The following is a 17703-nucleotide window of genomic DNA, read 5'->3' as shown; positions in this document are numbered from 1 at the left end:
TTCCTTAAGGCTGTGTGGAATGGGACCGGCCGGCTTCCAGCCACGGCGCGAACAGGCGCGTGGCCAGCGGCATAAAGACGTACACCACCGACAGCACAATGGTCAGGGTGATCAGGAAAGTGGCGACCACGTAGTTGGACAGGAAGGCATTGAGCTGCAACAGCGGCCCCCAGAGCAGCGGCACCAGCAAGGTGTGCGGCAGGATCACCAACAACGTCACCACGGCCTGCTTCCAGCGCGGCGGTGGCAAACCAGCCTCAGCCAGCGGTGAGAACCAGAATTCATTGACCGGGTTGACCTCGGTCTGGTCGCCGTCGGCCAGCATCGGCGCGGCTTCGTCGACCAGTGCCTGGCGTTGCGGCGAGTCGAGCCAGCGCTGCATTGCCTCGGTCGAGCAAAAACGCAGCACGCAGGTGAACATGTGAAGGCCACCGTTCTTGCCGCGAATCACATCCACGCCCAAATGCCCGTCGCTCTGCCCCGCGACACTGACGATGTTGCGCAGCCAGGCCTCATAAGGGACTTCAAAACCGGCCTTGATCCGGTGCTTGACGATCAGGGTCACGACTTCTTCGAATCGATTGGAATCAGGCATAACGGAAGGCTCCGGCGAAACGGATATTGAGCGCCAGCCGACCGGGCCCGGCGATGAAGATGCTGGTGAAAAGGATCAACAGCAGCCAGCCAAACTGCCCTTCGGCCACACTCCATTGCGGATGCACAATCAACAGCGCCACCAGCAGCACAAACAGAATAGGCAAGCACGCCAGCCGCGCCAGCACACCGGCGACAATCAGCAACGGGCACAGTACTTCGGCGAAAATCGCCAAGCTCAGGGTGAGGTGGGCACCAAGGTGGAAAGGATCTTCGATCAGTTGCAGCTGCGCACTGAAGTCCAGCAGCTTGGGCAAGCCGTGAACCCACAGCAGAAACAGACCGCCACTGACCCGCAAAAACAGCAGCCCGACATCCCGCGCCTGTTCATCCCGTTGCGAAGCGTTCATGGCTCACCCTTGTTCAATCACTGGCCTGAATAGTGCCGCCAAGGGGTGGGGAAAAATTGAATGTACGTGCTCTCTTTGCGAGTGCATTGAACGCCCAAACGACACAAAACCCTGTGGGAGCGGGCTTGCTCGCGAAAGCGGTGGGTCAGGCAACATCAATGTTTACTGTGCCGCCGTCTTCGCGAGCAAGCCCGCTCCCACAGGGTTTTGTGCGTGTTCACTACTGCTCAGGCACAAAAAACGGCCCGAAGGCCGTTTCGTATTGAATCCGGTCAGACGGCCGGGGCTGCCTTCAATTCCAGACTATCCAGCGCCCGACTCACAGCCAGTTCACCCAGCATGATGAGCTGCGCGACGCCCAGTATCGTATTGCGCTGCGGCCCCTCCAGAAACCCGGCACAGTCACTGGCGATCACCTTGGCCGAGGCAAAGGATTCGCTGGCATTGGCCAGTAGCTCTTCGATGTCGATGCCTGGGGCAACGGTATAAATCGTGCTCGGTTTGCGCGCAGTCTTGGAGGCGGACGGTTTGAGGTAGTGATCGAGAGCACGCTCAGCGGCTTCGTTGAGTTTTTTGGGATCGAGGGGATCGTAGGGGGATGTTGGATCGGTTTGCGGCGGGTTCGGTGTTGGTTTGAACATAGTGAAACTCCTGTAGGAAATGGAGCCACCGTGACCTGTCGCTAAACAAGTAAGGGTGGCGGCTGCACGCAGGTTAGCGAACCGGTCACAGGCACCCGGTAGACCCGAGGGTCTCCCACATACAGCCGCCATAACGTTATTGCAGGTGTATGAAAACCTGCAACAAAGCTTGGAACGCTGATGCACCTGGAATGATCCGGGTCGCTAAACCCGATCGCTGATTCGTCAGCGACCGACAAACGATAGAGCCCGCCCCCAAAGCGCACAAGCCGGCGGATTCTGGCGCAGTCGTAGGCAACGGCGCAAGGATCTGTAGCTTTCAGGAAGTAACGCTAAACACCATTAAACACAGCCCTCGAATCAACACACATTCCCCTGTGGGAGCGGGCTTGCTCGCGAAGGTGGTGGACCAGTCGACATCACCGTTGAATGACACACCGCCTTCGCGAGCAAGCCCGCTCCCACAGTTGGACTGTGTGGGTATACAAGATTGGTCGGCTGTCAGGCCATCAGGATCAAAAGATCGCAGCCTGCGGCAGCTCCTACGGGGCCGGTATTTTCAGGGGTTCAGACATGAACTGACTGATCCGCGACCTTAACCAGCGCTCCGCAGGATCGTTGTCATGCACCCCGCTCCAGGCCATCGACAATTGCGCAGCATCGATGGGAAACGGTGGATCTTCGGCGCGCAAGGCGCATCCCTCAACCAACGCGCAGGCCGCGTAATCGGGGACAGTGGCGATCATCTCGGTGCCGGCGAGCAACGCGCGTAACCCACTGAATTGCGGCACCCCAAGTACAACGCGTCGCGTGCGCCCGACCTTGGCCAAATCCACATCGATGTTGCCGCTCAGGTCACCGGAAAACGACACCATCGCATGGGGCCTCGCACAGTAATCATCCAGGGTCAGCGGTTCTGGCCGGTTGTCGCCGCGCAGTACTTTGCAGGGGATGTCGCGCAGCTTCTTGCGTTTGGCGTTGGCCGGCAGGTCGGTGGTGTAGCTGACGCCCACCGAAATTTCCCCGGAGGCCAGCAATGCCGGCATCAGCAGGTAATTGGCGCGGCGCACGACCACCACGATCCCCGGCGCCTCTTCTTGCAGTTGCCGGAGCAACGGAGGAAACAGACCAAACTCGGCATCGTCCGACAGCCCGATGCGAAACACGTCGCAGCTGGTGGTTGGATCGAACTCCTTGGCACGGCTGACCGCCCCCGAGATGGTGTCCATCGCCGGTTGCAGCTCCTTGAGAATCGCCAACGCCCGTGCCGTCGGCTCCATCCCGCGACCGTTGCGCAGCAACAACGAATCGTCGAACAAATCACGCAACCGCCCCAGTGCGGCGCTCACCGCGGGTTGGCCCATGAAGAGTTTTTCGGCGACACGGGTCAGGTTCTTTTCGAACATCAGGGCTTCGAAAATCACCAGCAAGTTCATGTCGACGCGGCGCAGATCGTTACGGTTCATGGGCAGGGTTCCTTTGGTGTTCAGCCAGGCGCGAGTCTGTCGGACTTTACTCGATCATCGGCACTTTCGCCGCTCGTTTGTAAGGCCCGTACTCGATGGGTACCCACTGGAAATGCTTGTCCACTGCGGTGATATGGCCGACACCCGGAAACGGCAAATGCGCCGCCGTGACCCAGATCTTGCTGGCCGCCGCATCGCTGAAAACTTTGGCGCGACTCTTGATCGCTTGTTGGCTGTCGACGTCGAAACGAATCGATACCTCGGGATGCTCGAACTGCACCGCCAGGTTATGCACCAGATCGCCCATGAACAGAATACTCTGGCCTTGGGAGTTGAACCGATACGTGGTACTGCCCGGTGTGTGCCCCGCCTCCAGCTCGGCATCGACAACGCCCGGCACTGGCGACTGCCCGGCAGCAAAGGTCTTGAAACGGCCGGCCGCGATATACGGCGCGGTGGAGTCCTGAGCGATCTTGAAAAATCCCTTGGCACCGGCCGGCGCCTTGACCATCGCCTGAGGGTCAAGCCAGTAATCGGCTTCGGCCTTGGCCGCATAGACCGTTGCATTGGCGAACACCGGTTTTTGCTGCCCGTCCACCAACCCGCACACATGATCCAGATGCAAGTGCGTGAGCAGGATGGTATCGACCTGTTCTGGCTGATAACCGGCGGCTTTGATGTTCGCCGACAGCTGACCCGCCGTGGCACCGATGCACTGCCCCGCCCCGGTATCCACCAGGATCAATTGTTTGCCGGTGTTCACCAGAAACGCATTGAAGGCGGTTTGCACCCCCGGTGTTTCAATCGAACGACGAGCCAGTAACGCGCGGATCTGGTTTTGAGTCAGACCGTCGAGCAGTTTGGGCGACAGGTCGTTGTAGCCATCAAACAACGCCGTCACCTCGTAGTCGCCCACCGCGAGCCGGTAATAACCGGGTACCTGAGTGTTCACTTGCGCCGGTGCCTGGGCCAGGCAGGTGCTGGACATCAGCGCCAATGCCAAGCCAAGTCCGCCAAGCATGCAAACGTGGGAATGCTTCATGAGATCACCCTTGATCGAGCCAGAAAAAGCGGCCCTGCCCAGGCCGCTACACGTCGTCAATCTTGCACGGCCCGGCGTTGGCGCGATTGCAGCGATGTGCTCAGTTGAGGCTTTTTCACGCTTGGCCTGACCGCGGAATTAACAACGTTTAACTCGCAAGCCAAAGCTCCCGCGACAAAGAATGAAGCCCTCTGCGCAGACCTTTTTTTTTCGAGGGAACGTGCTGACTTACCGTGCAGCGCACCCGCGCGCGCCCTCCGACACGGACATTGGCCATGGCTCACTTTCAGCAAAACGCGATCAGCGCGTCCTCCACTGAAACGCAAAAAAAAACCACTGGCAGGCTCAGCCCCTGGCGTGAAAATCTGGCCAAGCAGTTGATCCTCGATCACCTCGGTGAAACCCTGGAAGTGACTGAACTGGCACGGGCGTGCGCCCTGTCACGCAGTCATTTTTCCCGTGCGTTCAAGTGCAGCACCGGCCTCTCGCCGCAAGACTGGATTCGCCGGCAACGCATCGCCCGGGCCAAGCAGTTGATCCAGAACACCGACCTGACCCTGACGCAAATCAGCCTGGAATGCGGCTTCTGCGATCAGGCACATTTTTCCCATATTTTCACCCGCAGCGAAGGCGTTTCACCGTTTGCCTGGCGCTGTCGGGCCGTGCGTTCCCTTCCCTCTCTCACAATCAAAAGATCGCAGTCTTCGCCAGCGCCTACAGGGATTCACATAACCGTGTAGGCGCTGGCGCAGCCGGCGATCTTTTGATCTTGATCAGCCCTTGATGAACGCCAGCAGATCTTCGTTGAGTTGATCCTTGTGGGTGTCGGTCAGGCCGTGGGGTGCTCCCGGGTAGACCTTCAATGTAGAACCCTTGACCAGTTTCGCCGCGGCGATGCCGGCGGCTTCGATCGGCACGACCTGGTCGTCGTCGCCATGCACCACCAGGGTCGGCACGTCGAACTTCTTCAGGTCTTCGGTAAAGTCGGTTTCGGAGAACGCCTTGATGCAGTCATACGCGTTCTTGTGGCCGGACATCATGCCCTGCAGCCAGAACCAGTCGATCATGCCTTGGGACGGCTTGGCACCTGGGCGATTGAAGCCAAAGAACGGACCGCTGGCCAGATCCTTGTACAGCTGCGAACGGTCGACCAGGGACGCCTGACGAATACCATCGAACACTTCCAGCGGCAAGCCGCCGGGGTTGGCCTCGGTCTTGAGCATCAACGGCGGCACCGAGGAAATCAGCCCGGCCTTGGCCACCCGACCGGTGCCGTGGCGACCGATGTAGCGCGCCACTTCGCCACCGCCGGTGGAGAAGCCGAACAGCACGGCGTTTTGCAGATCCAGATGCTCGATCAGTTGCGCCAGGTCATCGGCGTAAGTGTCCATTTCATTGCCGAACCATGGCTGGCTCGAACGACCGTGACCACGGCGATCATGGGCAATGACCCGGTAGCCTTTGGAAGCCAGGAAGAACATCTGCGACTCCCAGCTGTCGGCGTTCAATGGCCAACCGTGGCTGAAGACGATCGGCTGACCGGTGCCCCAGTCCTTGTAGTAAATCTCGGTACCGTCTCGAGTGGTAAAGGTACTCATGGTGATGTCTCCTCATGCATGGATTTTGCGGCGGTTAATAAGAGGTGCGGGCCATTCGTTCGGCCAGGCGTGCCACCCGCTCGCCCAGATGCGCGGCGGTGCGGCGGTCTTCGGGCGGCGGTGCAAGGTCGGGAGATTGTTCGACGTTCGACTGCGCCATGGCTCCCAGCGAACTGCCGAGCCGATTCAACTGCCCATCGAATAGGCCCATGCTGCTGCGCGCCGGCAGCAGGTCGAGGCCGACCCAGATCATCGAGTGCTGGGCGGCGAACACGGTCATCTGCAGCAAGGTGTTGAGCTTGTCGCCGCACAGGCAGCCGGAATTGGTAAACCCGGCGGCGAGTTTGTCGCGCCAGGGCTGGGCCAGGTAAAACGATGCGGTAGCTTCCATGAAACCCTTGAAGGCCGACGAGGCACTGCCCATGTAAGTCGGGGCGCCAAAGATGATTGCATCAGCACGGTGCAAACGTTCCCAGTGCTCATCCACTTCCTCGACCGGAATCAGCCGACAGGTGCTGCCCAGGTGCCGTTCCACACCCTGGCCCACGGCTTCGGCCATGACCCGGGTGTGCCCGTAGCCACTGTGATAGACCACCACCACGTTGCTCATTCCGGTTCCTCCAGAAGTGTTCATCCTTTTTTCGGCACGCTTTTTGTTGCAAGAAGGTCAGTGCCTTCGGTTGAACTTGAAGGGATGGATTTTTGAGCGTAGACCGGATGCAGGACGAGTTAAACGTTGTTAATTTTCAATGGTGCGCCAATGGATTTCGCTGCGCCTTCAGCGGCATCGCGCCCAATAAATACGGGACCGGCCGGCACTGGCCTGAATGCAGCGACCGATACGCGCTGCCACCAGGTGCTCGACGCTGCGTTGCGCTGCCGAAAAAACCTGAGGAATATGCCCGGATACCGCGTGATAGACGGCTGCAAGCAGGAGTGACCCGTTGACCCTTTCTCCCGAACAGGCCATCCATTTCGGCCCTTACCGGATCTACCCCGGACAACGCCTGGTGATGGAGGCCGACCAGCCCTTGCGCCTGGGTCGGCGCGCCATGGACATTCTGTTGATCCTGCTGGAACACGCCGGGCAGGTGGTGAGCAAGCAGCAACTGATCGCTCGGGTCTGGCCCAAAAGCGTGGTGGAAGACATCAACCTGAGGGTGCACATGGCGGCGCTGCGCAAAGCCCTCGGTGACGGTCAGGCCGGCCAGCGCTACATCGTCACCGTTGCCCAGCGCGGGTACAGTTTTGTCGCGCCGTTCTCTGTGGAGCACGTCGAGCAAAGCCCGAAAAGCGCCGCAAATGGACCGAGCCGGCATAACCTGCCGATCCGTCGGACCCGCATGATCGGCCGCCAGGCTCTGGTCGACAGCCTGATGGCGCAACTGGCGCGGCAGCGTTTCATCACCCTCGTGGGCCCCGGCGGAATCGGCAAGACCACGGTGGCACTGCGCGTTGCCGAACAATTGATCGGCCGCTACCGAGACGGCATTCGCCTGCTGGACCTGGCACCGATCAACGACCCTTTGATGATCACCGCGCACCTGGCAGCGCTGCTAAATTTGTCCTTGCACGACGCCGAACCCATGAACGGTCTCGCCAGGCTCCTGCGCGAACGGCAGATGCTGCTGGTCATCGACAACTGCGAACACTTGATCGACGCCATTGCGTTGCTCAGTGAAAGCATCCTGCGCGCGGCGCCCCAGGTGCATATTCTGGCCACCAGCCGCGAGAGCCTGCGGGCCGAAGGTGAGTTCGTGCAGCGCCTGGAATCACTGGACTGCCCGCCGCCCATCGCCGTGCTCGACCGCGCCCAGGCCCTGACGTTTTCGGCGCTGCAGTTATTTGTCGAGCGGGCGATGGCCAGCCACGACTGCTTCGAACTGAGCGAAGCCGAACTGCCGCTGGCGATTGAAATCTGCCGGCGGCTGGACGGCATACCGCTGGCCATCGAACTGGCGGCAGCGCAAGTGGGCAGCCTGGGATTGAGTGGATTGCTGTCGCAACTGCAAGGCAGCTTTCGCCTGCTCACCCAAGGCTGCCAAACGAATTTTGGCCGCCATCAAACCCTGCGCGCGACACTGGATTGGAGCTTTGAACTGCTCAGCGCCTGCGAGCAAACCTGCCTGCGTCGATTGAGCCTGTTCCGGGGCGGTTTCACGCTGGAATCTGCCGCCGCCGTGATTGTCGGCCAGCACATCGAGCCCGGGATGGTGTTTTCCTCGATCACCCAATTGGTCGCAAAGTCATTGCTGAACGTGGAAGTCGGCGACGAAGAAGTGTTCTACCGTCTGCTCGACACCACACGTGGCTATGCACTGGAAAAACTCGCCCAGGCCCAAGAACTGCCGGATACCCGCCAGCGCCATGCCGAACGCTGCCTCGTGTTGATGCAGCAAGCCCAGAACGACTGGGAGCAGATCTCGAGCGAGCGCTGGACCGAGCGTTACGCCCGCAGCCTGGGAGATATTCGTTCTGCACTCGATTGGGGCTTGAACGCTCAAGGACCACAGCCCTTGGCGATCCGTCTCGCCGCGACCTCGACGCCGCTCTGGCAGGAACTGTCGCTGCTCAAGGAGCACGGCGTGTATGTGCGCAAAGCGTTGGCCTTGCTCGAAGCGACGCATCAGCCCTGCCCGCGTGTGACCATAACCCTCAAGCTTGCCCTCGGCAGCTCCTGCTACCACACCCTGGGCAGTAGCGCCGAAGCGGTCGAAGCGTTCGTCAGCGCCAAACACCTGGCTGAACGCTGCAATGATGTGGCCGGTCAGCTCAAAGCGATTTCCGGGCACTTGGCGGTTGATCTCAGTTGCGGCCACTACCAACAGGCCCTGGAGCAGAGCCGACAATTCGAGCGGTTGGGGTTGCACGGTGACGCGGTGTTGGCCCTCAGCACCCAACGCTTGCGGGTTCTGGCCCTGCACTTTGCCGGGGATCAGCCTCTGGCGCGGGAGAATGTCGAACAGGTCATTCAATGCCTGGCCCAGAGCGGTCACCTCAACCGCTTCAGCTACTGCTTTGGTGTGCATTACGATCAGAGCGTCGCAGCCCTGACGATTCTGGCGCGCATTCTCTGGTTGCAAGGGCACCCGGAAAAAGCCTGGCGCACCGCACGACAGGCGCTCGATATCGCGATGCAGATCAATCATGGCACGTCTATCTGCTACACCCTGGCGCTGGCCGGTTGCCTGATCGCTCATTACAACGGCGACACTCCGGTCGCCCGCGAGCTCCTGAACCTGCTGCTTGAGCAGGCGAAGAAACACTCGGTGCTGCTGTTCTACACGTGGGCCAAACATTACGCGCAGGTGATCGACGTTGCCGAGATGCCCGCGTCCCCGCGACCAGACACCGGGTTGATCAAGGAAATCATGGTCACACTGGACAGCCGTTTCATCGATGATGCGTTGCTGGAACGGGCCGAAAATGGCGCGGCGGGCTGGAGCACGGCGGAGATTCTGCGGGCCCGGGCCGACGCGTTACTGGCAGAAGATTGCCCGAGCAGCATCGGCGCGGCCGAGGCGGTGCTGCTCAAGGCTTTAGCCGTGGCAAAAACCCAGGGAGCGCTGGCCTGGGAACTGCGCAGCGCGACATCACTGGCCCAGTTGTGGCAGCGTCAGGGCCATTTCCGGCAAGCCCATAAGCTGCTGGCGCCGATTTACCAGCGTTTCACCGAAGGCTTCGCCACACCGGACCTGACAAAAGTCCGGCGGTTACTCGACGAGTTGCAGCGCGACCTGCCCGATTGATGCCCAGTGGGCCCGGCTGATGTAGCGTTCATAACGCAGTTCGAAGGCGCGCAAGTAACCGCTGTGTTCGAGCTTCTCCAGGGCGTAGGCGCGCGTGGTATTGAGGAAACGGTAGCGGGTCACGCCGTTACCCTGCTCCACCGACAGCAGCGATTTATTCGCCAGACTCTCCACCACGTTGACCAGGCTTGCGGGCAGCAGCATCGCGCCACTGATCACGCCAATCGCCGCATCCAGGGTGAACGCCATCTTGAACACCGCCAGCCGCTGCAACACGATCTGCTCCAACGGGCTCAGCTGTTCATAGCTCCAGTCCAAGGCAGCTTTCAGACTCTGATGCCGTGGCAGAGCGGTGCGTCGGCCTTGAGTCAACAACTGCAAACAGTTGCCAAGTTGCGCTTGCAGCCCCACCAGCGCCAACGCATCGATCTGCGCCGCCGCCAGTTCAATGGCCAAGGGCAAGCCGTCGAGCCGCCGACAGATTTCGCGCACGGCCTTGAGATCCTGTTGGCGCAGGGTAAACCCTTGCTGACGGGCTCGGGCGCGGCTGACCAACAGTTGCACCGCCGAATAATCCATGGCCTCGGCCACGCTGTATATCGCTGAGGCTGGCGGCACCGCCAGGGCCGGTAAACGCATCAGCGTTTCCCCCGCCGCTTGCAGTGGTTCGCGACTGGTGGCCAGGATCGATAGCCGTGGCGCCGAGGCCAGCAGATTGTCCACCACTGCCCGACAGCATTCGAGCAGGTGATCGCAATTGTCGAGCACCACCAAGGCATGCCGTTGCGCCAGCGGTGTCCCGCCGACATCCAGTTCCAGCGTGCGCGACAGATGCTCGACGAGTTGCGCCGGGTCATCGATGGCCGCCAGATCAACCCTCCAGACACCATCCTGATAGTGCTGCAACAGCAACTCGGCCACGCGCAACGCCACGGTAGTTTTGCCAATGCCGGCGGGACCCATCAGGGTCATGAGACGTCGAACCGGCAACTGCCGGACCACACTGCCGACGATGGAGTCGCGACCGGTCACCGGGGTGAGCCGCGCAGGCAGATTGTGTTGAGGCTTGTGCTCCGTCTCGACGGGTACCAGCGTGCCTGTCCGGTCGCGTTGTACCGGGGCGATGAAGCTGTAGCCGCGCTGGGGAATATTGACGATGTAGCGCTGCCCGTTCTGGCCATCGCCAAGTGCCCGACGCAGCGCGGCAATGTGCACGCGCAGGTTGATTTCCTCCACCACCGAGGTCGGCCAGACGTGAGCAATCAGGGACTCCTTGCTCACCACTGAGCCGGCGCGTTCGACCAACACCTGCAAAATATCCAGGGCTCGTCCGCCCATGCGCAGTGAGCGATCACCCTCCAGGATCAATCGCTGACGCAGGTGAAACGCGTAGGGCCCGAACCGCAGCACCGCATCGCTATTTATACTTCTGAGGCTGTTCATGCACGTTCATGCGCTGAAAACCTGGCCCGGCTCAAGGTACCGCAAAACCCATCGCGCCCATCCATCCAGGTTCCCGCACCTCCATGGCAAAGAGTTCACGGGTATCTTGGCAGGCATGGGTGTCGGTACAACGGCCACGGGAGGAGCGTCACGGCCATCACGGTGCGCGTGACGGACAACGCCCCTCTAACTGAACTGTTCGCGGTATTGAGTGGGGGTCAGGCCGAGCTTTTCACTGAACAGAAAACGCATATGCCGCACGCTGCCAAAGCCACTTTTATAGGCCACGGTCTTGAGCGGCAGGTCGCTGGTTTCCAGCAGATTCCTCGCGCAGTCGATGCGCGCGCTTTGCAGAAATTCCATCGGCGTCATGTTCACTTCCCGGGCGAAAACCCGGGCGAAGTGCCGCGCACTCATGTTCACCAGACTGGCCATGCGTTCGATGCTGAACGCTTCATCGAGGTGTTCGAGCACATGGTTCTGCACCCGGGTGATCGGCGTTTCATGGGGCGCGACCGCCGCCATCAAGGGGCTGAACTGCGCCTGCCCGCCCTGGCGTTTCATCACCACCAGCAACACCTTGGCGACATCCTGAGCGACTTTTTTGCCATGGTCTTCGGCAACCACCGCGAGCGCCAGATCAATGCCAGCCGTGACACCGCCGGAGGTGATGAGATTGCGGTCCTGCACGAAAATCTGATCGGTCTCGACAGTGGCCTTGGGAAAGCCTTTGATCAGGCGTTCGGTGTAATGCCAGTGAGTGGTCACGCGATAACCGTCCAGCAACCCGGCATGCCCGAGCACGAACGCGCCGGTGCAGATCGACCCATAACAGTTTGCGCGGTTGACGGCGCCCTGAAGCCAGTCGAGCAGCGGTGGATGTTTTTCGTTGTAGGCTCCCGGCCCACCTGGCACCAGTAACAAGTCATAGCGCTCGTTCGCCTGATCGATGTGCAAATCGGCCTGAACCTTGACGCCGTTTGAGGCTCGCAGCGCACCCGGCTCGGTGCCGATGGTCGACAGCTCGTAACGGTCCGCCGAATCCAGATAACGATTGGCGATCGAAAACACCTCCATGGGACCGGCCATGTCGAGCAGAAGAAAGTCGGGGAACAGCACCATTGCCACGGTTTTCATGGATTGGACATCACTGATATCAGAGAAGAAGGAACATAGCGTCAGCAGCGCTGAGCATTATGGCCAAATGTAACAACAAGAATACGTGAACTCGCGCCAAAAACTGTCAACTTGAAAGAGACAGTATTTCAATTTCCATCTACTTATTGCACCAAACGGTAAACATTAACCTTCTCCTCACTCGGACGAATTCATGTCCTGACAGGAGATTTCATCATGCTGACCCTTCGTAAAGCTTCGGATCGCGGCGCGGCCAATCACGGTTGGCTGAAGTCATTCCATACCTTCTCCTTCGCCAATTACCGCAACCCGCGGGAGCAGGGTTTTTCCGACCTGCTGGTGATCAACGACGACCGCGTGGCGGCCGGCAAAGGCTTTGGCCAGCACCCGCACCGCGACATGGAGATTTTTTCCTATGTGCTCGAAGGGGCTCTGGAACACAAGGACACCCTGGGCACCGGTTCGGTGATCCGTCCCGGCGATGTGCAATTGATGAGCGCCGGCAGCGGCGTTGCACACAGTGAATACAATCACTCCACAACACGCCCGGTGCACTTCCTGCAAATCTGGATCGTGCCGGAGGTCAGCGGCGCCAAACCGCGTTACCAGCAAGAGCACTTCAGCACGCAGAAAAAACGCGGACGCTTGCAACTGATCATCTCCCCTGACGGGGCCAACGGTTCGCTGAAAGTTCGGCAGGATGCGCGAGTGTATGCCGGCCTGATCGATGGCAAGGAAAGCGCCACGCTGGAACTGGCCAGCAATCGCTACGCCTATGTGCATGTGGCGCGTGGCAGTGTCGAGTTGAACGGCGTGCAGTTGCGGGAAGGTGATGGTGTGCGGGTGCGTGAGGAGCAAGTGCTGACCTTGAGCAATGGCGTGGATGCCGAGGTTTTGGTGTTTGATTTACGGCCGCAGGAATTGCCGGAAATGCCATGACCTCTAAATCCTGTGGGAGCGGGCTTGCTCGCGAAAGCGGTGTGTCATTCAACATTAATATTGGCTGACCTGACGCCTTCGCGAGCAAGCCCGCTCCCACAGGGGATTGAGGCGCTACCGATAACCACGAGCCTGCACGTTGAACAACTGCGCATAGCGCCCGCCCGCAGCGACCAGGCTGTCGTGATCGCCTCGCTCAAGAATCGCCCCCTGGTCCAGCACGATGATGTGGTCGGCATTGCGCACGCTGGAGAAGCGGTGAGAAATCAGCAACGTCATGCGGCCTTCGGTGTGTTGACTGAAATGCTCGAACACCGCCGCTTCCGCCGCCGGGTCCAGGGCTGAGGTCGGCTCATCCAGAATCAGGATATCGGCGTCGCGGCGCATGTAGGCACGAGACAAGGCGATCTTTTGCCATTGCCCACCGGACAGCTCCTGCCCACCGGCAAACCACCGGCCCAACTGCGTCGCGTAACCGCGATCCAGACGCTCGATGAAGGGCGCAGCCATGCCCTCGGCGGCCGCTTGCTGCCAACGTGCTTGATCGTTGAACGCCAACGTATCGCCCACACCGATGTTCTCGCCCACGGAGAACTGATAGCGAATGTAGTCCTGGAAGATCACGCCGATGCGCCGTCTCAGCGCCTCTTCGTCCCAGGACTGCAAATCGCTGCCGTCCAGCAAAATACGGCCCTGATCGGGGCGATACAGCCGAGTCAGCAACTTGATCAGCGTGGTTTTCCCCGAACCGTTTTCCCCTACCAGGGCGACGCTGCGGCCCGGCAGCAGGTGCAGATCGATGCCCTGCAAAGCGGCGTGGCTCGCCCCCGGATAACGGAAACCAACGTTCTCGAAACGCAAACCATCGCCGGGCATCGCGCCCACGGTAAGACTTCCGCTATCGGCAATAACCGGTTCGGCCAAATACTCGTAGAGGCTCGACAGGTAAAGGCCATCCTCGTAGAGACCACTGATCGCGCTCAAGCTGCTGCTCACGGCCGCCTGCCCCTGCTTGAACAGCACCAGGTACATGGTCATTTGCCCAAGGCTGATGTTGCCGTGAACGGTATCGACCACGACCCAGGCATAGGCCAGATAAAACGCAGCGGTGCCCAGCAGCCCCAGTACAAAACCCCAGCCATCGCGACGCAGCGTCAGGCGCCGGTCTTCGGCATAGAGACGAGCAAACGTGTCCCGATAACGCTTCAACAGCAGCGGCGCGAAGCCGAACAGCTTTACCTCTTTGATATAGCCCTCATGGGAGAGCAGCGTCTCGATGTAATTCTGCTGCCGACTCTCCGGCGCCCGGCGCGTGAACAGGCGAAAGGCATCCCCGGAAAAGTGCGCCTCGGCAAAGAACACCGGCAACGCCCCAACTACCAGCAGCACCAGCGCCCACGGCGAAAAATGCACCAGCAAGACACCGAAGCTGATCAACACGATCAGGTTCTGGATCAGCCCCAGCGACTTCATCACCAGCGCCAGCGGCCGGGTCGATGCCTCGCGCCGCACCCGTACCAGCTTGTCGTAGAACTCCGAATTCTCGAACTGAACCAACGATAACGTCTGGGCCTTCTCCAGTATCATCGTATTGACCTTCTGCCCCAACTGCACCCGCAACAGCGACTGCTGAACCGACAGAGCGCGCTGCGTCCCGGACAGCAACGCAAGTACGCCCGCTTCAAACAGCACATACCGCACAACCGGCCATAACGGAGCACTCCCTTGCTGGGTGTGCAACTGCATGGCGTTGACTACGGCGTCGACAATCCGCTGCCCCAACCAAGCCGCCAGCGCCGGCAACACACCGGCAATCAGGGTCGCCAGCACCAACCCCAGAAACAGCCCACGGGATGTTCCCCAGACCAGCAACAAGGCACGTCTCGCCTGGTCGAGCAAAGAGGCAAAACGGGTCAGGACAGGCATAGGGCGATGGACTCGGTGGCGGACGTCAGAGGAGCGCGGCAGGTTCTACAGTACGTGGAATGAGCCATCCACTCTACGGGGACAGGACGCGATAAAGCTGGCCACGCCCATCGTAAAAACATCTAAAAAAACACCCTCACTCGCTACGTTTTAGCGCTTTGATATGGGGAGTCAATGCCCATCGGGATTCGAGGACGAACCTGAACGTCCAGCCGATGTGCCCTCTCCATAATCGGGAGCAAAACATGAAAATCAATCCCTACTTGATCTTCAACGGTGAATGCAAGGCCGCCTTCACGTTCTACGCCAAAAGCCTGCCAGGCCAGATAGAAGTAATGATGACCTTCGGCGAAACTCCGGCTCGCGACCATGTTCCAACGGACTGCCATGACCTGATCATTCATACGCGCCTGCTGGTCGCAGACCAGGCAATCATGGGGTCGGACACCACACCTGATCGCCCCACCACTGGCATGAGCGGTTGTTCGGTTTCGTTGAATGTCGACAGTGTGGCGGAGGCAGAGCGGGTGTTTGCTGCATTGGCGGAAGGCGGCAGTATTCAAATGCCGCTGGAGGCGACATTCTGGGCGGCTCGTTTCGGGATGCTGGTCGATCGGTTTGGTGTGGCGTGGATGATTAATTGCGAAAAGGATCAGTGACAGGGCTCCCCCCGGTTAGTACATAAATTTACTGGCGCTTTAATATCAACTTTGGGAATTTTTTTTCAATAGCCAAACAGAATTACTACACATCACGAATCCCCCCAGACACAAATATTACGAATATAATGCCAAAACACTCAATTAATATAGTCCTCCTCTCATTCGCCCTAAAAAGAGGCAGTCGCTGTACTGATCGCCTCCCCAACGTGCACCTACATCACCCTAGAACACAGTGGAATATCCTTATAAATCAACTCAAATTTTCAAAAATGCGGGCATCCGCACAGTTCATACGCAAGACTTCCTCAGTTGTGCTTCGTTCTGCAGCCAGATGGGCAATTAGCCATCGCGTCTGTATTGCTTATAGAAAAGTCAACCTAAAGAGCCTAGTCCGACTGAAAGGGGCGTACCAACTAAGCCCGATATCACAAAACAAATGGGCCTAAGCCTCGGCATTTGCCTATGTCATTGAATCAGCTAAAACTACCGAGGATGGAGTGACGTGTGTTCACGACGGGAAATGTTATAAAAAGTCAGATAACGTCAGTATTTTGTGTATTAAGATTGCAACGCCAGCACATATGAGTAATTCACATGATGAGTACTGAGAGCAAAATCGAAAATAGCCAGAGGGGTATTCTCGCTATTGGGCGCACTTGGCGCTCGACAGAGAAACTTCGACAATTATTTGTACCCAATCTCACACATGTTTATACATTAGATTATCCAAACCCGCCAAGCCTGGATATCGAAACACAAACACTCGATACCGTACTGATCGATATTGAAAGCCCCTCGATACTTAATGACTGCCTGGCGCTGATCAAGAAGTTACGCACGAATCCGACAGAACTGGCCATTATTGTTGCAATCAACTATCGCTCTCCGCACGCTAAAATTGAATGCTACCTGGCCGGAGCCGACCACTGCATCAATGTACCTAACGATCAGGATGAAAAAGCCAGGTTACTCTCAGAGTTGCTCGAAACTCCTGAATGGCAACCCAGCGTCAAGTTGACCCTGGACCAAACATGCCTGCACTTATATAACGATGAATACAAACTGGATCTGGCCTATCAGGAAATGAAAGCCCTGGATGCACTTATTAACGCAGAAGGCAATATCCTGCACCATGATAGTATGGCCGAATCCATGGGTTTGAATATAAAACTCTACGACTCACGCGTCTTGGAGAAATCCATAAGCCGGCTTCGAAATAAAATCAAAAAACACTTTGGCATTAACATCATTCACAGTGTTCGTGGTTATGGCTATCGACTGCTTCGAGGAGTCGTATCAGTCAATCAAACAAACTTTCACTCTTAAAGGACTAGGTCATGGAGCCCAGCAGGCAAGCTATCGTGCACGAAAACTTCGCATTGGTATTCTTCAGGCAATCGATTCTGAAACGAAACGATGAACTGTTCGGCAGCGAAATCTATGCCAAGGCGACCAAACAGGAAGCACCGCTGAACAAGGGGTATCAACAACTGCATTCCGATCATCCACTGGCGACTTATTACGAAGTCCTGACTCGGATCCAATTGAGTGCCCTCTCACAGATTGAGGCCGCGCCTTCCCATTCCGCACCGGCGCCAAACAAACTGTTCGTGACCATGAATCAATCTGCCTTATTGGATAAAGCGCTAATCAAGGAAATGAACGATGCTCAAGCGGTACTCAAAAAGCATGAGCAACAGCTAATCCCCAGCATTAACAGCAGTTCGTTCCTGTCGTTCAACCTGAAAGAAAAAAGAACTATTATCAATCACATTCACCTATTAAAAGACAATGGGATCGAGATCGCTTTCGATGGCTTTGATTTGAGCGACGACAGCACCGAAAAACTGATCAGCCTGGCGCTGTTCGATTACATAAAAGTGGACCTGACCAAATCCAATTTCGACATCATGGTCGAAAACAGCCAGGACTTTTTCAACAGATCTTACGACTGCCTGAGCGGGATGATCCACGACAGCAAGATCAAATTCGTGGCGGACCGCGTGGAGCACAAAGCACTACACACACTGGCCCGCAGCATGCCCTTCGACTTTTTTCAGGGGAGGTATTACTCACCGACCGAGCTTATTTAAGTC

16 protein-coding genes are annotated in these 17703 nt (G+C 58.3%); 6 read left to right on the top strand and 10 right to left on the bottom strand.

Annotated features, from left to right (window positions below; translation table 11 throughout):
• Positions 1–4: 4 nt before the first annotated feature.
• From F6R97_RS27060 to F6R97_RS27040, 5 genes are all read right to left on the bottom strand, one after another.
• Positions 5–595, bottom strand: coding sequence for an antibiotic biosynthesis monooxygenase (locus F6R97_RS27060; protein ID WP_048395006.1), 591 nt, complete (start codon positions 593–595; stop codon positions 5–7).
• Positions 588–1004, bottom strand: a complete 417-nt coding sequence (locus F6R97_RS27055) for a DoxX family protein (protein ID WP_048395008.1) — start codon at positions 1002–1004, stop codon at positions 588–590. The genes F6R97_RS27060 and F6R97_RS27055 overlap by 8 nt, the downstream gene beginning before the upstream one ends.
• Before the next feature lie 272 nt (positions 1005–1276).
• Positions 1277–1645 (bottom strand): DUF6124 family protein, encoded by a 369-nt coding sequence (locus F6R97_RS27050; protein ID WP_048395009.1) that lies wholly within the window; start codon positions 1643–1645, stop codon positions 1277–1279.
• Between the two features lie 542 nt (positions 1646–2187).
• The gene (locus F6R97_RS27045) at positions 2188–3111 is read right to left on the bottom strand and encodes a LysR family transcriptional regulator (RefSeq protein ID WP_315867385.1); all 924 of its coding nucleotides are present in this window, start codon (positions 3109–3111) and stop codon (positions 2188–2190) included.
• A 46-nt stretch (positions 3112–3157) separates the two neighbouring features.
• Positions 3158–4153 (bottom strand): MBL fold metallo-hydrolase, encoded by a 996-nt coding sequence (locus F6R97_RS27040; RefSeq protein ID WP_038978366.1) that lies wholly within the window; start codon positions 4151–4153, stop codon positions 3158–3160.
• 275 nt (positions 4154–4428) lie between these two features.
• Between F6R97_RS27040 and F6R97_RS27035 the strand changes: the two genes are divergently transcribed.
• The gene (locus F6R97_RS27035; RefSeq protein ID WP_315867384.1) at positions 4429–4893 is read left to right on the top strand and encodes an AraC family transcriptional regulator; all 465 of its coding nucleotides are present in this window, start codon (positions 4429–4431) and stop codon (positions 4891–4893) included.
• Positions 4894–4926: 33 nt separating this feature from the next.
• Here the strand turns inward: F6R97_RS27035 and F6R97_RS27030 are convergent, their stop codons facing one another.
• Both F6R97_RS27030 and F6R97_RS27025 read right to left on the bottom strand, forming a co-directional pair.
• On the bottom strand, positions 4927–5751 hold the full coding sequence (locus F6R97_RS27030; RefSeq protein ID WP_038978364.1) for an alpha/beta fold hydrolase: 825 nt from the start codon (positions 5749–5751) through the stop codon (positions 4927–4929).
• A 34-nt stretch (positions 5752–5785) separates the two neighbouring features.
• Positions 5786–6361 carry a flavodoxin family protein gene (locus F6R97_RS27025; RefSeq protein ID WP_038978363.1) on the bottom strand — a complete coding sequence of 192 codons (576 nt, stop codon included), beginning with the start codon at positions 6359–6361 and terminating at the stop codon, positions 5786–5788.
• Positions 6362–6695: 334 nt separating this feature from the next.
• Here F6R97_RS27025 and F6R97_RS27020 point away from each other — a divergent pair, with 334 nt between their 5' ends.
• Positions 6696–9500 carry an ATP-binding protein gene (locus F6R97_RS27020; protein WP_050681850.1) on the top strand — a complete coding sequence of 935 codons (2805 nt, stop codon included), beginning with the start codon at positions 6696–6698 and terminating at the stop codon, positions 9498–9500.
• Here F6R97_RS27020 and F6R97_RS27015 read toward each other — a convergent pair.
• Both F6R97_RS27015 and F6R97_RS27010 read right to left on the bottom strand, forming a co-directional pair.
• Positions 9465–10943: an ATP-binding protein gene (locus F6R97_RS27015; protein WP_050681851.1), complete on the bottom strand. Its 1479-nt coding sequence runs from the start codon at positions 10941–10943 to the stop codon at positions 9465–9467. The genes F6R97_RS27020 and F6R97_RS27015 overlap by 36 nt on opposite strands.
• A gap of 186 nt (positions 10944–11129) precedes the next feature.
• A complete protein-coding gene (locus F6R97_RS27010) occupies positions 11130–12080 on the bottom strand; it encodes a GlxA family transcriptional regulator (protein ID WP_038978360.1) in 951 nt (316 codons plus the stop codon).
• Positions 12081–12296: 216 nt separating this feature from the next.
• Here F6R97_RS27010 and F6R97_RS27005 point away from each other — a divergent pair, with 216 nt between their 5' ends.
• Positions 12297–13019 carry a pirin family protein gene (locus F6R97_RS27005; RefSeq protein WP_315867383.1) on the top strand — a complete coding sequence of 241 codons (723 nt, stop codon included), beginning with the start codon at positions 12297–12299 and terminating at the stop codon, positions 13017–13019.
• A 114-nt stretch (positions 13020–13133) separates the two neighbouring features.
• Here the strand turns inward: F6R97_RS27005 and F6R97_RS26995 are convergent, their stop codons facing one another.
• Positions 13134–14945, bottom strand: a complete 1812-nt coding sequence (locus F6R97_RS26995) for an ABC transporter ATP-binding protein (protein ID WP_048395019.1) — start codon at positions 14943–14945, stop codon at positions 13134–13136.
• Positions 14946–15190: 245 nt separating this feature from the next.
• Between F6R97_RS26995 and F6R97_RS26990 the strand changes: the two genes are divergently transcribed.
• The 3 genes from F6R97_RS26990 to F6R97_RS26980 all read left to right on the top strand — a co-directional run bounded on the left by F6R97_RS26990 (position 15191) and on the right by F6R97_RS26980 (position 17700).
• Positions 15191–15604, top strand: a complete 414-nt coding sequence (locus tag F6R97_RS26990) for a VOC family protein (RefSeq protein ID WP_038978357.1) — start codon at positions 15191–15193, stop codon at positions 15602–15604.
• Positions 15605–16201: 597 nt separating this feature from the next.
• The gene (locus F6R97_RS26985; RefSeq protein WP_038978356.1) at positions 16202–16933 is read left to right on the top strand and encodes a winged helix-turn-helix domain-containing protein; all 732 of its coding nucleotides are present in this window, start codon (positions 16202–16204) and stop codon (positions 16931–16933) included.
• A gap of 11 nt (positions 16934–16944) precedes the next feature.
• Positions 16945–17700, top strand: coding sequence for an EAL domain-containing protein (locus F6R97_RS26980; RefSeq protein ID WP_048395022.1), 756 nt, complete (start codon positions 16945–16947; stop codon positions 17698–17700).
• Positions 17701–17703 lie beyond the last annotated feature (3 nt).

The sequence above is a fragment of the Pseudomonas sp. JV414 genome, from assembly GCF_032424305.1.
Classification (GTDB): domain Bacteria; phylum Pseudomonadota; class Gammaproteobacteria; order Pseudomonadales; family Pseudomonadaceae; genus Aquipseudomonas; species Aquipseudomonas lini.
Note: the sequence above shows the minus strand (reverse complement) of the source record. Positions and strands in the feature narration are given on the sequence as shown.

Bases quoted from the DNA above. Each gene is read 5' to 3' on its own strand.
- F6R97_RS26995 (WP_048395019.1), bottom strand. From the start codon at position 14,945: ATGCCTGTCCTGACCCGTTTTGCCTCTTTGCTCGACCAGGCGAGACGT.
- F6R97_RS26990 (WP_038978357.1), top strand. From the start codon at position 15,191: ATGAAAATCAATCCCTACTTGATCTTCAACGGTGAATGCAAGGCCGCC.
- F6R97_RS27060 (WP_048395006.1), bottom strand. From the start codon at position 595: ATGCCTGATTCCAATCGATTCGAAGAAGTCGTGACCCTGATCGTCAAG.
- F6R97_RS27050 (WP_048395009.1), bottom strand. From the start codon at position 1,645: ATGTTCAAACCAACACCGAACCCGCCGCAAACCGATCCAACATCCCCC.
- F6R97_RS27005 (WP_315867383.1), top strand. From the start codon at position 12,297: ATGCTGACCCTTCGTAAAGCTTCGGATCGCGGCGCGGCCAATCACGGT.
- F6R97_RS27040 (WP_038978366.1), bottom strand. From the start codon at position 4,153: ATGAAGCATTCCCACGTTTGCATGCTTGGCGGACTTGGCTTGGCATTG.
- F6R97_RS26985 (WP_038978356.1), top strand. From the start codon at position 16,202: ATGATGAGTACTGAGAGCAAAATCGAAAATAGCCAGAGGGGTATTCTC.
- F6R97_RS27015 (WP_050681851.1), bottom strand. From the start codon at position 10,943: ATGAACAGCCTCAGAAGTATAAATAGCGATGCGGTGCTGCGGTTCGGG.
- F6R97_RS27045 (WP_315867385.1), bottom strand. From the start codon at position 3,111: ATGAACCGTAACGATCTGCGCCGCGTCGACATGAACTTGCTGGTGATT.
- F6R97_RS27030 (WP_038978364.1), bottom strand. From the start codon at position 5,751: ATGAGTACCTTTACCACTCGAGACGGTACCGAGATTTACTACAAGGAC.
- F6R97_RS27055 (WP_048395008.1), bottom strand. From the start codon at position 1,004: ATGAACGCTTCGCAACGGGATGAACAGGCGCGGGATGTCGGGCTGCTG.
- F6R97_RS27010 (WP_038978360.1), bottom strand. From the start codon at position 12,080: ATGAAAACCGTGGCAATGGTGCTGTTCCCCGACTTTCTTCTGCTCGAC.
- F6R97_RS26980 (WP_048395022.1), top strand. From the start codon at position 16,945: ATGGAGCCCAGCAGGCAAGCTATCGTGCACGAAAACTTCGCATTGGTA.
- F6R97_RS27035 (WP_315867384.1), top strand. From the start codon at position 4,429: ATGGCTCACTTTCAGCAAAACGCGATCAGCGCGTCCTCCACTGAAACG.
- F6R97_RS27025 (WP_038978363.1), bottom strand. From the start codon at position 6,361: ATGAGCAACGTGGTGGTGGTCTATCACAGTGGCTACGGGCACACCCGG.